The sequence below is a fragment of the Paenibacillus sp. HWE-109 genome, assembly GCF_022163125.1.
Lineage (GTDB): Bacteria > Bacillota > Bacilli > Paenibacillales > NBRC-103111 > Paenibacillus_E.
Genome location: NZ_CP091881.1, coordinates 8,440,555 through 8,456,727 on the forward strand (window position 1 = coordinate 8,440,555; position 16,173 = coordinate 8,456,727).

The 16,173-nt window shown below is 43.0% G+C and carries 11 protein-coding genes; 10 read left to right on the forward strand and 1 reads right to left on the reverse strand.

Annotated elements, in window-relative coordinates:
• Positions 1–163 precede the first annotated feature (163 nt).
• From LOZ80_RS36525 to LOZ80_RS36550, 6 genes are all read left to right on the forward strand, one after another.
• Positions 164–1,114: an ABC transporter permease gene (locus LOZ80_RS36525; RefSeq protein ID WP_238173214.1), complete on the forward strand. Its 951-nt coding sequence runs from the start codon at positions 164–166 to the stop codon at positions 1,112–1,114.
• A gap of 14 nt (positions 1,115–1,128) precedes the next feature.
• Positions 1,129–2,001: a carbohydrate ABC transporter permease gene (locus LOZ80_RS36530; protein ID WP_443146996.1), complete on the forward strand. Its 873-nt coding sequence runs from the start codon at positions 1,129–1,131 to the stop codon at positions 1,999–2,001.
• Positions 2,002–2,055: 54 nt separating this feature from the next.
• A complete protein-coding gene (locus LOZ80_RS36535) occupies positions 2,056–3,684 on the forward strand; it encodes an extracellular solute-binding protein (RefSeq protein WP_238169067.1) in 1,629 nt (542 codons plus the stop codon).
• A gap of 61 nt (positions 3,685–3,745) precedes the next feature.
• The gene (locus LOZ80_RS36540) at positions 3,746–5,665 is read left to right on the forward strand and encodes a family 43 glycosylhydrolase (RefSeq protein ID WP_238169068.1); all 1,920 of its coding nucleotides are present in this window, start codon (positions 3,746–3,748) and stop codon (positions 5,663–5,665) included.
• Between the two features lie 168 nt (positions 5,666–5,833).
• Positions 5,834–7,270 (forward strand): response regulator transcription factor, encoded by a 1,437-nt coding sequence (locus LOZ80_RS36545; RefSeq protein ID WP_238169069.1) that lies wholly within the window; start codon positions 5,834–5,836, stop codon positions 7,268–7,270.
• Between the two features lie 15 nt (positions 7,271–7,285).
• Positions 7,286–9,088, forward strand: coding sequence for a sensor histidine kinase (locus LOZ80_RS36550; protein ID WP_238169070.1), 1,803 nt, complete (start codon positions 7,286–7,288; stop codon positions 9,086–9,088).
• 62 nt (positions 9,089–9,150) lie between these two features.
• Here LOZ80_RS36550 and LOZ80_RS36555 read toward each other — a convergent pair whose 3' ends face one another.
• Entirely contained in the window at positions 9,151–11,853 is a 2,703-nt protein-coding gene (locus LOZ80_RS36555) for an MGH1-like glycoside hydrolase domain-containing protein (protein ID WP_238169071.1), read from the reverse strand.
• A 143-nt stretch (positions 11,854–11,996) separates the two neighbouring features.
• Between LOZ80_RS36555 and LOZ80_RS36560 the strand changes: the two genes are divergently transcribed.
• From LOZ80_RS36560 to LOZ80_RS36575, 4 genes are all read left to right on the forward strand, one after another.
• Complete coding sequence (locus LOZ80_RS36560) at positions 11,997–12,890, forward strand: helix-turn-helix transcriptional regulator (RefSeq protein ID WP_238169072.1); 894 nt, start codon at positions 11,997–11,999, stop codon at positions 12,888–12,890.
• A 211-nt stretch (positions 12,891–13,101) separates the two neighbouring features.
• Positions 13,102–13,911 carry a phosphonoacetaldehyde hydrolase gene (gene phnX / locus LOZ80_RS36565; RefSeq protein ID WP_238173216.1) on the forward strand — a complete coding sequence of 270 codons (810 nt, stop codon included), beginning with the start codon at positions 13,102–13,104 and terminating at the stop codon, positions 13,909–13,911.
• Complete coding sequence (locus tag LOZ80_RS36570; RefSeq protein WP_238169073.1) at positions 13,908–15,047, forward strand: phosphonoacetaldehyde reductase; 1,140 nt, start codon at positions 13,908–13,910, stop codon at positions 15,045–15,047. Before phnX ends, LOZ80_RS36570 begins: the two co-directional genes overlap by 4 nt.
• A 44-nt stretch (positions 15,048–15,091) precedes the next feature.
• Positions 15,092–16,153 carry a phosphate/phosphite/phosphonate ABC transporter substrate-binding protein gene (locus LOZ80_RS36575; protein ID WP_238169074.1) on the forward strand — a complete coding sequence of 354 codons (1,062 nt, stop codon included), beginning with the start codon at positions 15,092–15,094 and terminating at the stop codon, positions 16,151–16,153.
• Positions 16,154–16,173 lie beyond the last annotated feature (20 nt).

The following is a 16,173-nucleotide window of genomic DNA, read 5'->3' on the forward strand; positions in this document are numbered from 1 at the left end:
GGGGCGAATATAAAATTATTACCAAAATAATTTATAAAATTACATTTTAATAAAAATTCATGAGCGTATAATTCTTCACATGAGAACTCTTTATAAGATTTTTGCTCAAATTATTTCGTAGGAGGTTCGGTTGTTAAAAATTAGTTGGAGAGGGACGGTACAAATGAAAGCGGTTTTAGAAAACTATAGAGAGAATATCAAAATTAAGAAAAAGAACAGTATTCTACATAGCTTAAAAAGAGATTCACTCCTATATCTCCTCTTACTGTTGCCAATGGCGTATATCCTCATATTTCGATATGCACCCATCTATGGCGTGTTGATGGCCTTTCAGGATTATAACATTTTTGAGGGAATTAGCGGCAGTGAGTGGGTTGGGCTTGATGTCTTCAAATTCATTTTCGAACAAAATAGTTTTTACCGTGCGCTTACCAATACGCTTGTGTTGAACCTTCTGGATTTGGTAGCGGGGTTCCCTGCACCCATCATCCTTGCCATATTGTTGAGTGAAATCCGGTATGTTCGATTTAAAAAAGTGACCCAAACGATTTTATATTTACCGCACTTCTTATCCTGGGTCATTATTGGCGGTATGGTGTACCTGCTATTTTCCTCAGGTGGGATGGCGAATACAGTCTTATCAAGCATCGGGATTGGAAAAATGGAGTTCCTTTCGCAAAAAACGAATTGGTTGATCATGTATGTAGCTATTGGGATATGGCAAAGCGTAGGATGGGGTACCATTATCTATTTGGCTTCCATCATTGGCATCAATAAGGAGTTGTATGAGGCGGCTGATATCGATGGATGCAGCAGGCTTCGTAAAATATGGCACATTACTTTGCCTGGTATTAAACCTACGATTATTATTTTGCTAATTTTACAAATCGGCAGGATGCTCTCGATCGGGTTTGATCGGCCATTTGTGATGGGGAATTCACTGGTAAGTGAGTACTCCGATGTGATCAGTACCTATGTATATCGGATTGGCATTGGATCTGGCGATTTTTCGCAGGCAACAGCCGTGGGACTGTTTCAATCGGTTGTAGGGTTAATCTTTTTAGTGGCAGCCAATTACATTGCCAAAAGAATTGGTGAGCAGGGAATTTGGTAAGGAGTGTGAGTTTGTTGAGTAGAAAAAAAAGAATTAATTTCACCGATATAAGTATTGTTTTATTCATAACTGCTGTATCAATTACCTGTTTAGTTCCATTTTTATATATGATATCGCTTTCTTTTAGCTCGAATGAGGCAATTATTTCTCAGAAGGTCACACTTTGGCCGGTAGGCTTTACCCTTGAAACATACAAAACGATTCTAAGCGATGTTGAAATGATTTATACACTTGGGTACACGATTGTGCTGACCATTGTCTATACACTAGTTTGTATGTTTTTAACGATTTGCGCAGCATATCCCCTTACAAAGCAAAGGTTAAAGGGAAGAAGCTTTATTTTAACAGTTCTGGTATTCACCATGTATTTTAGTGGAGGTTTAATACCTAGTTATATGCTTGTGAAAAATCTGGATATGATGAATACGATGTGGAGCTTAATTCTGCCAGGCGCTATGAGTGTTTTCAATTTAATCATCCTAAAAACTTTTTTTGCATCACTTCCGGAAAGCTTGGAAGAGTCGGCCTCGATTGACGGTTGTAATGAACTGGGGATCCTCGTACGAATTGTTCTTCCGTTATCTTTGCCTTCTATAGCAACGTTAAGCCTCTTTTACGCGGTGGACAGATGGAACGGTTTTCAGGATGCGCTTTTTTATATCACTAATAAGAATCTGTATCCGATGCAATTAAAGCTGTACCAAATCATCACGGCGAACCAACAGCTAGATACCCAGCAAGGTGAAGGCAGTATTGGAGCTTATATTGTTCCGGAGTCACTGAAAGCTGCAAGTGTTATGTTTGCAACCGTTCCAATCTTAGTTGTTTACCCGAAACTTCAAAAATATTTTGTGGATGGCGTCATGACGGGGGCAATTAAGGGATAATGGGGCGGAGTGAAGGGTGGTGGTTATTGGACAAAGTAGGTAGGATTGATAGGAATGATTTCAATTGAAAATGATAAAAGAGAGGTCATAAAAATGAAAATGAAAAAAATGTTGGCTTTACTACCGGTTTCGGCACTACTACTAGGTGCTTTGGCAGGATGTGGAAGCGATAGTAATAAAGTAAGCCAATCGGCATCACCAGCAGCTTCAACTGCCGCTGCAACACCATCAGGTCCCCCGGTTACCCTAACGGTTGAAGTATTTGACAGAGGCGTACAAGGACAGCCAGATCTGAACAATAATACGTGGACCAGGTATATCAATGATAATTTTGGTAAACAGAATAATGCGATTGTGAAATTTGTTCTGGTACCTAGATCTCAAGAAATTGACAAGCTTAATGTATTGATGGCAGCAGGTGAGGCACCTGATATCTCATTCACATATGACAGCCCAACCGTATCCAGATATGCCAAAGTGAATGGTATTGTTCAATTGAATGATTTATTGGCTAAGCATGGCAAAGAATTAACGAATTATTTGGGTAAGACCGTTCTTTCTTATGGACTGTTTGATGGAAAACAGATGGCAATTCCTTCCAAAAGAACTTCACTGGCATGGAATGGTATGTTTATTAGAAAGGATTGGCTCGATAAATTAGGGATGCCTGTTCCTACGACGAGGGATGAATTATATAATACTTTAGTGGCATTCCGAGATAAAAATCCGGGAGGCGTGAATGGCGTTATCCCGTGGGGATTAGCTGCAACTGGTTTGAATTATAACTACGGAAATTTAGGCGAATCTTTCTGGGGGAAACAGTCGGAGGAAGAATTTGTTACTGCTCCGTTCAGCTGGTTAAGACCTGGAAACAAGGATGCGCTGAAGTTTCTGAACAAGCTCTACAATGAAAAACTAATCAGCCCTGATTTTGCATTAGACAAAACAGCCAAGCAAGCGGATGCTGATCTAACAAACGGAAAAATCGGATTTTTCAGTGCAAACTGGGATTATCCATTAAGACAAAATATCAGTCAGCCATTAAAAGCAAATGTGCCTACCGCAAACTATGTCCCCATTGACATTTTTCAAAATTACGAAGGTAAATATAAGAAAATCGCCTATAACGAAAATGGCGTCAATGTCATAATTCCGAAGACCAGTAAGAATGCAGAGTTGGCTATTAAATACTTAAACTGGATGGCCGACCCGAAAAACTTATTTTTCCTTCAATATGGTCAAGAAGGAATTAACCACAAGATGGTGAATGGGATTCCGCAGCTTATTAATCAAACAGGGGACAATATGCAACCGAGTTATCTAAATCTTGATTATACATTGGTTGTAAATGGTGTGGAGCTTGGCGACCCTCAGAAAAATATTAAGGCTTTAGCTGCTTCGGCTCCTGGACTTGAAGATGTTGCAGAAAAATCATACAAAATCAATACGACGGATACGTACACCAGTTTCTTCTTTGATACGCCAAATGAGTCCAATATTAAGTTTGGCAAAACACTTGGGGATATGAACAAACTAATGACGGATAAACTGATCGTCTGTAAGCCTTCAGAATTTGATGCTTTGTATGATAAGTTGGTTGCAGAATACCTGGCAGCAGGCGGGCAGGCAGTTACGGATGAAAATGTGAAAATCTACAAGGCAATGCAAGCAAATAAGAAGTAATTGGAAGAACATTAGCAAATCATATAAGCCGTTGTCTTCAGTCAAAAAAGGAGGTTGTCTCATGGGAAAAATCAAACAATCTAATTTGGTATTAGTATGCCTTTCAATTGTCATTTGCTTGTTTGTATCTTTGCCGGGACTAGCTTATGCAGCTCCGATTCATTCTGGTCCACAATTTGTGGATGGCTATTATGCAGACCCTGATGTACAGATTTATAATGGCACATATTGGGTGTATCCGACGCGTGCGACTCAAGTTGGTGAATCCGGCACTGGCGCAAAATCGGTGGACATCTTCTCTTCAACGGACATGGTCAATTGGACAAAATACTCTAATGTCATAAGTTCGGCCAATATATCATGGTTGCAACATTCGTTGTGGGCACCGAGCGGGGCTTATCGTGATGGAAAATATTACATCTATTTTGCTGCTAACGCAATCAACGGCGATGGACAATTAGGCGGAATAGGCGTTGCAGTGGCTGATAATCCACAAGGTCCATATACCGATGCGATTGGCGCACCCCTTATCAATGTTGTAAGAAATGGCGCAGGTCCGATGGATCAGGATGTATTTATTGATGATGACGGTCAGGCGTATATGTATTATGGCAGTTGGGGCGAGTGCAATGTTGTAAAGCTTAACGCGGACATGAAGTCTCTGGGAACATGGCCTGACGGAACCGTCTATAAGAAAGTTACTCCCACGAAAACGGGTGATAATGATTATTTTGAAGCGCCTAAAGTGTTCAAGAGGAACGGGATATACTATATGACTTATGCTGCCGGTGTATGGGCAGATTCAACTTATAAGGTCATGTATGCAACTTCCACCTCTGTAACAGGGCCTTTTGTGCCAAAAGGTATTATGCTGCATACGGATTCTACAACAGCAGATGGACCTGGTCATAATGGTATTGTTCAGTCACCTACAACCAATGAGTGGTACATTGTTTACCATAAGCGTTATCTGAGTAGTTCACAACGCGTACTGGCATTCGATAAATTTGAGTTTAATGCAGATAATACGATTATACCAGTCGAAATGGCAGTGGAAGATAACTTTGATGACGGTAATGATACAGGGTGGACCAAATATGGCGGTACATGGACAGTATCAGGCGGTCAGTATCATATAGCATCAAATCCAGGTGCCAAAGCTCTTCTGGACACCAATTTCTCAGATTTGATTTATGAAGCTGATGTGACACCAGGTTCGACCGGCAATGCGGGTCTGGTATTTAGGGTATCAAATCCTGGAACAGGTAGTGATGCTTACCAAGGCTACTATGCTGGACTCGATGTTCCTAATCAGAAGGTGCTGATCGGGAAGGCAAACAACAACTGGACATCGCTTGCCACTGCTACTATGAGCTTAACGGCTAATACAAAGTATCATGTTAAAATTGTTGCACAAGATGAATTCATTAAGGTTTATGTTGGTGACATGACTACACCTAAGATTAGTGTGACGGATTCAACCCATATTGGGGGTAAGGTAGGTGTTAGGACATTTGATTCAACTGCAAAATTTGATAATATTTCAGTTCAAAGCAGCCAATATGAAACAGAAAATTTAAGTATAAGCGCAACCTCGGGCGACAAACACGCCAATTTCGGAAATGGGTCCGGTCCGGACCTCAATCTGAGCGGTGGATATGGAACTGCGTTGGAAGCTGATGCAGTCAATGACTATGTGACATACACGGTGAATGTGCCTGAGGCACGCAGCTATAGTGTAAGGGTCGGTGTGAAAAAGGGACCCAACAGGGGGCAGTTCCAGCTGTCGGTAAACGATGTAAATCACGGTTCGGTTCAGGATTTATATGCAACTGGATTAAACTACGCGGAACTGAATGTGGCCAATATAACCTTCAGCTCGGCAGGCAATAAATCTTTCAAGTTTAATATTGCAGGTAAAAATGGTTCAAGCTCAGCCTACCATCTGTTACTTGATTATATTAAACTAGTACCAAACTGATGCAAGTATGTAAAGAGGCCGGTTCATAGTAACCTTCTCTTGTGATTTACGCAATCAGCAGTTAAGCTTTACACCTAGGCACTAGCCTAGGTTTTTTCCTTTGATGAGATTATTTATATGCGTGGAAACATAACAATTGTGCAATGATCAACGATCATGGAGGTACTTATGTATAGTGTAATTATTATTGATGATGAACCTTGGGCGATAAAAGGAATACGGAATGCCTTTAACTGGCAGCAATACGGGTTCGAAATCATAGGTCAATTTACAAGTGCCCATAAGGCGATTGAGTTCATATCCGAGGAATCTCCTGATCTCGTCTTTACAGATATTAGAATGCCTGAAATTTCCGGCCTTGATCTTATGAGGATGACGAAAGACAGGGGATTGGATGTTGACTTCGTAGTTGTAAGCGGTTTCGCCGAGTTTGCTTACGCACAAGAGGCCATAAGATATGGTGCGCTGGATTATTGTCTCAAACCCTTAGATATGGAGTTGGCAGATCCCTTAATTGAAAAGCTGGCCTTGCACTTCTCCAAGAAGCGAAGCCTTCGAAATAACCTTATTTTAGAGGCGCTTACCGCACCTGACAAAAGTGATTTAAAACGTTTGACGCCATTTTTTGATCGTACATCGGACGATTATTTGCGTGTCGTTATCGTGTATTCCGATCGTGAGAAAAAGGATGGTCAAGCCATTAAGTTTGGCGATGCAGCGCATACCTTAGAAGTTGAATTTGGCTCAAGAAAGACAATGTACATTCTCAAAAGTGATAAGAGATCAGAGTTGGATGTGCAATTGGATACTGCCATATTCACAGATTCGCATATAAAATCAATAGGAATTAGCTCCATTTCTACGAATTATGATCAAATGTCCAAACTAATCAAGGAATCCGATCTTGCAGCTTCACAAACATTTTTGAATGAAGATAAAGGGATATTTGAATATGAGCCAAAGCTTAGTTTGGTTAATCCGTTTATAGATAGCATTGCTTCTAGTATGAAAGAGAAAAAGTTTGAAGACATGGATGACATCATTCAGAAAATGAAGATTTTCTTCACTTTGCATCATTTAGGCATGGGAGAAGTCGTTTATTTATGGAATCAAGTGGTCAGCAGCTTGGTGGGCACCTATTACGAAGAGTTGAAGGACATGGAGCTTGATTTCCTCAATTACTCTGAACTGAAAGAGCGATTTGAAAACTTTGAGTCCTTATGCAGCTTTTTACATGACATTTTCATATACTTAAAGCAACTAAACAGCCAGTCCATGCATGAAAGCGATAAGAACGCTTATTTTGCCCAGATGGTGAAATACATCGACAATCATTATCAGGACGAGTTATATCTGAAAGATTTGTCTGTCAAATTTCTGATTAACCAAGTGTACTGCTGCCAACTGTTCAAAAAAGTTTTGGGCAAAACCTTTTCGGGATATGTAACCGATTTGAGAATCAAAAAAGCTTGTGAGCTATTGAAGCGATCAGAGTTGTCCATTGAAGAAATTGCAACTAAAGTAGGTTATTTTGACTATTATTATTTCAATAAAGTATTTAAGAAACAATGTGGGATAACGCCTACGAAATTCAGAAAAAGTTGACTGGAGTGGGGAGATTTGCAGATTAGTAGACTGAAACTCAAACATCAAATCTTACTGATATTTTTATTTTCGGTTTTCATATTTACAATCATGGAAGTCTATTCCTACTATAGTTTTTATAATTTAACCCAAAAGAGAGCTGTAAATTATGGGAATACGATCATAGAACAAACTCGCCAAAAGATCGATTCTGTTTTTAACGATATTAAAGTCAGTACGAACATAGCTGTCGATAATAAATGGGTACAGGAGTTTACCATTGCAGATGATGACTATAAGAGGGGCTTTGAAATTGGCACTTATGTCATTGATCTCATTGAATATATGAGGTTATTTAATTCTTATTTGAATGGCATTGTGATTACGGATAATCAAGGAAGAAGAGTTTCCAGTTTAGCGACGGCCAACGGTGATATTACGTTTTCAAATCAGTATATTCATTTTATTAATTCATTTAAAAATGAGAGTGAGACCGTTGTTAAAGGGGAATTTACAAACTTATTAAAGGACGAAAAAACAGGAAATGACTATTTCTTTTATATAGCACCCATTATTGAGGCGATTGGCGGGGTGCAATTTTCTAAAAAGACAGGCTATTGTTCCGTAATGGTGAATATGGATAAGATACAAGACCTTGTGGAAAACACAGAATTAACGCCTAATTCAGCTTTGTATATCCTTAACAGCCGAAATGAGGTCATCGCGTCAAATCATGCAAAATTGCATAGCAATTTATTCAAGGAGATTCTTTCGATAGATAATCAAAGTTTAACGAATGGGGTAAAAACCAAAATCAATGGAGAAGATGTCATCGTACAGGCAAAAGGCTTGAGGCAGGCGGACGAGTGGCGGATCGTAAGTATGATACCGGTGCATGAACTGACAACGGATATGAAGGCGATTAAGAATATTAGCATTATTGCAGGAATTGGAATCATAATTAGTATGATGATTCTGGGGTACTTTTTCTTAAACAATCTGACTCGACCTGTGATGGGGCTTGTCTCAGATATGAAGAAAATTGGAAATCGCGACAGGAGCTTTCGGGTGAAGGTACGTTCAACCAATGAAGTTGGCGTTCTGGCCTATGATATCAATAGGATGATTGACAATATGGAAGAGATGACGAGTCATGTTATTAGTACCCAGGCAAGATTATATGAGGCGGAATTGAGTAAAAAACAAGCAGAGTTTTCTGCCTTGCAAAGTCAAATCAACCCGCATTTCCTTTATAATACTTTAAATTGCATTAGTAGTATCGGTCTAGAATACGGCAGTAAGGAAATCGCGCAGATGACTTCAAGTATGTCAAAGATTTTTCGATATAGTATTGAAAAGAGCGAACTTGTTTTAATCAGTGAAGAAATTCAATGCATTAAGGCCTATCTCAATATTATTTCCATTCGATATGAAAACAAGTTCTCTTTGGAAGTTAAGGTTGATGACAAGCTATTAGGTATGAAAACACCTAAAATGATCTTGCAGCCCATTGTAGAAAATTCCGTCTATCATGGACTCGAAAGTATGGACGCAGGAGGACAGCTGTGTGTAAGCGGCAATATGGACGAGAATGGAGATATCTGTTTTCAAGTAGCGGATACGGGGAGAGGGATAGGACAAGATGAGCTGGAACGCATGAAAGCGAAACTGCATATGGATTATTCGGAGAGAGTGGGAAACAGTTTAGAAGGGAAAAATATAGGGCTTTCCAATATTAATAATAGGATAAAGCTGCTGTTTGGAGAGGATTACGGGGTAGAGATAGAGAGTCAACTTGGTCATGGAACGACAGTGATTGTTAAGATTCCATCTATATGAGATAAAAAATAACACAAACAGAACCCGCCAAAGATAGGCGGGTTCTGTTGCGTAAAAATCATTTAATACGCTCGGATCTGCACAGCGGCCTGCGGCATGCAATCGGTAATGTACATTTCTACACCACCACACTTGTTAATCGTCCACTGCACGGTACACCCTGTTCCCTCTACTTCATAGTGTACGCCTTCTGCCATGTTGACCACGATGCTGAAGGCTTGTTCCGCTTTACTTGCATAGTTAAATTCCGCCTGATACGCCGTATAGCTTTCGTTAAAGGACATCTGCAGCATCCATACATTAAAACCAGTGGAAACTTTGCCAAGTTGGTAATAAGCAGCAAACCAATTGATGATCGGAGCCGACAAACCGCCGAAATGATGCCATCCTGCGCCTCGACCTGTCTGCACGATAAAGTGCTCATAACAGTTGTAGGTGGCCTCGGTTTCACGCTTCCATAAGTCTAAAGCAGTATCCGCGATGCGGGAAGCAAGATCGGAGTAACCCAAATCGAGCATGGTTTTCCAGAAAAACCATTGATGCGGCATCCAAACCGCGCCGTTCCAATAGCCATCCGCCCGATAATAAGGCGCGCTTTGGTCAACGGTGGACAGGCCGATTGGCGTCCATAAACGTTTATCATCGAACAGCGCGGCAACTAGGCGATCCGCACGCGATTTGGTACAGATGCCGGCAACAAGCGGATAAAGCCCATCCATCCCCATATTGTAGTTGGCCCCGGAGCTGTGCCGGAGAAGGCCTTCTGGCTCACCCTGCTCGCTATGCACGACATAGCCGTAATAACCGGCTTCTTCATCCCACGCATGCTTCTCCAAAGCATGACTCCATCGTTCTATATCCTGCTCGTAGTCCCTTATGTCTTCCTGCCAATTCTCCGACATTGCGGCAGCCATTTTCAGGATTTTAGCAATACGAATGGCCTGGCTCGTTGTCACAATAGGGGTAACTGTTGCTTCCAGCGTTTGCGCATGCACATATTTTTGCGGCGGATAGTCGTCCCACCCCCCGGAATTATAGAAGTAATCCCATGTCTTGAGCAGTCCGGAGCGCAGTAGGCCAGTAGTAGACCCGTTAATTTTTCCGGCCAGGAACAAGTAGTATTGACGTAATCGCGGATAAAAATGATGCAAGAAGGCGAGAGACTGCCCTTGGTTCCACAGCTCAAGAAACACATAATGCTGCACAGGCACCGGGCTGCCATGATGAATGAAGGCAGCCTGGCGGTCACCAGGTTCTGTCATATAAGCGTTCAAGCAATCGATGGAGCGCCCTGCATCCAAATCGGAGAAACCGAGTGCGATAAACCCTGAATCCCATGTATATAGGGAATCCCACCAGCGCCCTGGCGTACTGTGGCGAATATACCTGCGTTTGGTGTAGACAGGGAAGACTGTATTGGTTAGCAGCGTAGCTCGCATAAGCTGCTGGCTAAACGTATAGGTGTCGCCAGCAGCATAGGAGGGAGGCGGAATTAACTTCGCATGTTCAGCTTTATAAATGGCTTCGCATTCGTCGTAATCCAGCGAAACCGCTGTTAGGGAGGCAAGCACTTCTTCGTACGTCCCAGAGCAGACCATGCCATGAAGGATCTTCGATGAAGCGGGTACGACATGAATGGGACGCATGAACACATTCGTAAAGTGTCCCTTTCCATTCCCCTGCAAGACGGCATCAACGTGATTATGCACCGTATGACGGGCATACCGATCCAGTTCGTCGTTGTTGTATTGCCGTATCTCGACATGGGGGTAGTTCCACAAAAGGCCGTAATGATACGGGCAATCTTTATATCGGAGGATCAGGCTGCCAGGAACAGGCCCTTCCAGCAATTCAGGCTCAATGTGCCAGGGCCGGTCGACAAAGGCAACCTCCTCGGCAGCGTTGTGCTCGAGTAGGGTAAAGCCGTCCAGCACCAAGGGACCGGAGCCGCAAGCAGATAAGGAGAGCGTGAAGTCTCCTGCTGCAAGCGTCCCGATCGGTAGACGGGCAACCCTGAGGGAGTGGGAAGCTTCTACATGGAATCGGTATGTCTGATGTCCAATTTGAAGCTCAAGCTCCCCGCTTTGCTCCGTTTGGTAGCGCAGTAAAAACACACCGTTCTTTAAAGGCTCTGCGAGGTTTATCTCATAACGCAGAAGGTCCCCTTGGTCAGCACCGAAGCTGCCTCCTATTGCGGACCCTCCCGTAAAATGCTGGCCGCGAGTTTCCCCCCTAAGAAAACCGTCATAGGCCAAGCCGTCCGACGGTCGCGGGTGTGCGAAATTCAATTCGCTATAATCTAGCGCATCAACCCACACAGCGCCCTCAGGCAGCTGCGCCTCTGCACATACCTGAACATCGCCGTGCCCGAGCAGGCGAGGCGGCTGAAGCGAAGCCATCCAGTGCAGTACCAAGTTTTGCGGATGCTCGGTTTGGTTCACGAGGGATACTCGAATCAGACGGCACTGATCGGCGATACGGCTGAAGGAGATGTCGGTATAGACGCGATCTTTCCATTCAAGCTCATGGCGGTGGGAGAAGAAGCTGTAATCCGCCGTTGCCTCCCATGGATGATAGCCGGATTCCCACAATACGCTGGGAATATCCATTTTTCTCCTGTAGAAGCCAGGCATTAAACTAAGATCAAAACGCAAGCCTCGCGCTTGATCGCTGATATGGGAGATACCCATGTATTGTTTGGTATAAGGTCCCCAAGCAGGCAGTCTAAGATCATGGCCATCGGGGAGTGTCTCAATCTCATGCATCGTCTATCGCTCCTTCGGAATGTAGGTTTCTCTTTATTTTAAAAGAGTACAGACCAAAATGCCTCTTGATATAAGCTTTAATTATCTTGAAAACGGATATCCATGATATGATGGGAATAACAATGAAGTGCAGGAGGATCCCCGTGCCCGTGAATCTGACAGCTTACGATAAAGAACATGTGGATTATGAAGATCCAAATTTCCGAATGAAAATATGGACCCTGCATCATCCCAGCCAACTATCCGATCAATATGGGCCCTGGCACTATCATGAAGAGGTGGAGTTGATCGCTGTGCTGCAAGGTACCTTGACGATGGAAACAACACATCTCAACTATCATCTGCAAGCTGGTCATGTGGTGCTGCTCGGCTCCAATGAACTGCACAGATCCCACAAACATGGACATGACGATCTGCTGTATATCGTCTGTCATGTTGATATGGCTGCTTTTATGGATCCATCCTTGCTTTCGTATTTCGCCGCATTTACCGGCCGCTCGGCTAATTTAACACAGTTCAATGAAACGCTGCGCCAATATCCGGCAAGCATGCAGGTCATTTACCAACTTATCCATCAGATGCTGCTCGATATGACCATACAACCGCGGGGCTACGAGCTCTCTATAAATGCCAGTTTGAAAAAGCTCATGTACACATTAATTCAAATTGATGATACCCACATCATTAAACCGATGGATCCACAGCTAGCGGAGAAATTGCGTCCTGCACTTGTCTATATCGAACAACAGTTGGAAATTCCTTTCCAAATTGCGGATATAAGCAGCAAGCTGAACTATAATAGCAGCTATTTTGCCAAGCTGTTCAAAAAAGGAATGGGGATGACGTTTACGTCCTACGTCCAGATGCGCCGAATGAAACGAGCAGAGCAGCTCTTGCTAACAGAGGCGTGGTCTGTAACTGAAATTAGCGGCAAAGTAGGGTTTACCAGTCCAGCCCAGTTTTATCAATTATTCAAAAGGCATTTCGGCTGCTCGCCTAGGCAGTTTGTTGAGAAACGGACCGTTCCTAAACGTTAAAGCAAAGATGACCAATGGGATCCTACACCAATAAAAACGCAGGCATATTATGTCTTGCGTTTTTATTATGTTTTCTCAGTGTTAAATACAGCAAATAACAGCATATAATTGTTAAAAATACGTAAAAAATAGCAAAATGTATTGCTTGTTTGCGGGATATTATTTTATACTTGAAAATATTAAAGCCACCAAGAAATGAGGAATCAAGTTGATTAGTAAGGAACGTATTAATGCAGTTATTTTCGATTGGGCTGGAACCGTGATTGATTATGGCTGCTTCGCGCCGATGCATGCCTTTATTCAAACTTTTGAAGAAGCGGGGGTACCGATCACAGATCGGGAAGCAAGGATTCCAATGGGCCTACTGAAATGGGATCATATTCAAGCTATTTTGGAGATGGAAAGAGTAAGAAACACTTGGGGCGATGTATTCGGCACGCAAGCTGTCAAGGAGGATGTTGATCGTCTCTATGTCCGATTCGAAGCGATATTGATGGAATCGTTAAAAACCTACACGGATCCGATTCCGGGAGCTTTAGAAACGGTGAGACAGCTTCGTGATGCGGGGATTGCCATCGGGTCGACGACCGGATATACAGCAAGTATGATGGCGGTCATCGTACCGGAAGCAGCGCGGAAGGGATATTCGCCCGACTGCATGATCGCATCGGATGAAGTCAAGGCTGGCCGACCTTATCCAAATATGATATTCCAGAACTTAGTGGAGCTTGGTATTTATCCTCCGAAATCAGTCATCAAGGTTGGAGATACGGTGTCCGATATTCATGAAGGCAGGAATGCGGGGGTATGGACGGTCGCTATCATACTAGGAAGTAGTGAGTTGGGTTTAACGCAGACTGAAGTGGAGAGCTTGCATCCTGATGAACTTGCAGAACGCATGAATCAAACGAGACTAACATTCGAGGAAGCAGGAGCAGACTATATTATCGGCTCAATCACGCAGCTGCCTCTTGTTATTGAAGAGCTTGAACGAAGCGGCTTGGATCGGGGAATGAGATGAACCAATATTATAATCCGGTAGCTGTGTTCTTAGGAACAGAATCGGCGGAAGCATTCGCTGAGTTGTTTAACAAACGTTATGCAGATGTCAAGAGAGTATTGCTTCTTGCAAGAGAGGCGGGCGTTGAGCAGAGTGATTGTTTACAGCCTGTCTTGAATGCACTCTCTAAGAAGGAAACGTTATTCATTGAAGTAACCTTGAATAATCCCAATGTGGCAGATATTTTGAAGCTGAAACAGGAGACTGAGCCTTTCCAGTATGAACTTATTGTGGCCATTGGCGGAGGCAGTGTCATGGATGCTGCTAAAGTGCTGTCGGCTTTACAACCAAAGAAGTTATCTACAGTCGCCGAAGTGCGAGAAGCTATTACACATGAGGGGTATCGCAGTGAGCCGTATTTCACCCCGTGGGTCGGTATTCCGACGACATCGGGAACGGGTTCTGAGGTTACTTGCTGGGCAACCGTATGGGACGAAGAATGTGGAAGCAAATATTCGGTTTCGGATGAGCGGCTGTATGCTAGCGCAGCTTTAATTCTTCCAGAGTTGACCGTGACGATGCCGCTGCGTCTAAGCGTTGCTACAGCGCTAGATGCCTTGTGCCATGCGACCGAGTCGTATTGGTCTGTTCATACCAACACAGTTACTCGTGTTTACGCACTGCAAGCGATCGAGCGAATTCGGCGTACGCTTCCATTATTAATCGAGCAACCCTCTAACTTGGTATGGAGAGAGCAGTTATCCGTGGCAAGTTTGATGGCCGGATTGGCATTTAGCAATACGAGGACGACGGCCTGCCATTCGATATCTTATCCACTTACGATGCTTTACGGCATTGATCATGGTGTCGCTGCCAGCATAACGCTAACGACCATTTTGAGACATAATCAGGATTCATTAATAGAACCGGATCAATTATTTAGTGCATTTGGAGCAGCGGACGTAGACGGAGTAGATGATCTCATTCGAAGTATTTATACCCTATATGGATTGTCAAGCAGTCTTAGCTCATATGGCGTTACAGTCGAGGGAATCCGCGAGGTTGTGTCTCACTCTTATACGAAAGGGAGAATGGATAATAATCCTGCGCACATATCTCCTGAAGAACTTGAACGTATGCTTGTTTCATTATTATAAAATAGCCATTTTAAACTAAAATTATTAAGGGAGGCATTTTAATTATGAAAAAGAAAATGTTAACGCTCATGATTTCTTTATCTTTGGTAGCTGTATCAGCAGGTTGTGGTGTGAAAGCCGATGATGCTAAGAATGACACAAAAGCGGTAAAGACGAAGGATACCATCACGATCGGTTGGTTCCCTAATGAATCTGGTGCAGACATGAAAGTTTCACGGGACGAAATTGGGAAAGTTGTTGCAGCCGCAACTGGCAAAAAGGTAGAGCACAAAACGACGACTGACTACACGATCGCTATCGAAGCTATTGCCAGCGGCAGTGCAGATATGATCTATACGGGAGCGCAAGCTTACGTTGAAGCGAATGCTAAGAATAAGAAGGTTCAGCCGCTAGTCGTTCCGAGCGGGGAGTCAGGAACATTGAATGATGCGGTTTATAATAGTTGGTTAAACGTGCGTAAAGGGGATGGGGATGCCTATAAGGTCGGCAGCATCTATTCCATGGATAACATTGTCGGTAAAAAGTTTTCGTTCGTATCCAACTCCTCTACATCCGGATTTAAAGTCCCTTCAGGCAGAATCCTTACCTATTTTACGAAAAAAGACAAATATAAGGCTCTGACTGTGGATGATTTGCTTATAGGCGGCAAAGATAAATTCTTTAGCGATGTGCTTTTTGGAGGAACACACCAAGGATCGGCAGTTAATTTGTTAATGGGTAAAGCGGATGTAGCTGCCTTCTGCGATACTTGCGTGGCTAACTATATCGAACTGAGCTCAGGGACGGCAAACACGCCTGGTGCGGTATACAAAGTAAAACAAGGTGCAGCAGAACCGTTTAATACACAGGTAGGTAAAGAGTTCGAAGTCATTTCGGTTACACCTGTACTGAATCAACCGATTGTTATTAACACAGGTACGGTAAGTGTAGAAGACACGAAGAAAATAAAGGATGCCCTCACATCCGATGCGGTAACGAACAACCCATTGATCTTCATTCCTAAAGATTCGAAGGAGCCAGGCATGTTTAAGCAAAAGACTGGCAAAGAAAAGTTCCTTAGCGTAGATGACGCATTTTTCAATCCTATCAGAACACTCTACAACTAGAAGGTATGATCACTTGCCAA

Bases quoted from the DNA above. Each gene is read 5' to 3' on its own strand.
- LOZ80_RS36525 (WP_238173214.1), top strand. From the start codon at position 164: ATGAAAGCGGTTTTAGAAAACTATAGAGAGAATATCAAAATTAAGAAA.
- LOZ80_RS36535 (WP_238169067.1), top strand. From the start codon at position 2,056: ATGATTTCAATTGAAAATGATAAAAGAGAGGTCATAAAAATGAAAATG.
- LOZ80_RS36540 (WP_238169068.1), top strand. From the start codon at position 3,746: ATGGGAAAAATCAAACAATCTAATTTGGTATTAGTATGCCTTTCAATT.
- LOZ80_RS36545 (WP_238169069.1), top strand. From the start codon at position 5,834: ATGTATAGTGTAATTATTATTGATGATGAACCTTGGGCGATAAAAGGA.
- LOZ80_RS36555 (WP_238169071.1), bottom strand. From the start codon at position 11,853: ATGCATGAGATTGAGACACTCCCCGATGGCCATGATCTTAGACTGCCT.
- LOZ80_RS36570 (WP_238169073.1), top strand. From the start codon at position 13,908: ATGAACCAATATTATAATCCGGTAGCTGTGTTCTTAGGAACAGAATCG.
- LOZ80_RS36575 (WP_238169074.1), top strand. From the start codon at position 15,092: ATGAAAAAGAAAATGTTAACGCTCATGATTTCTTTATCTTTGGTAGCT.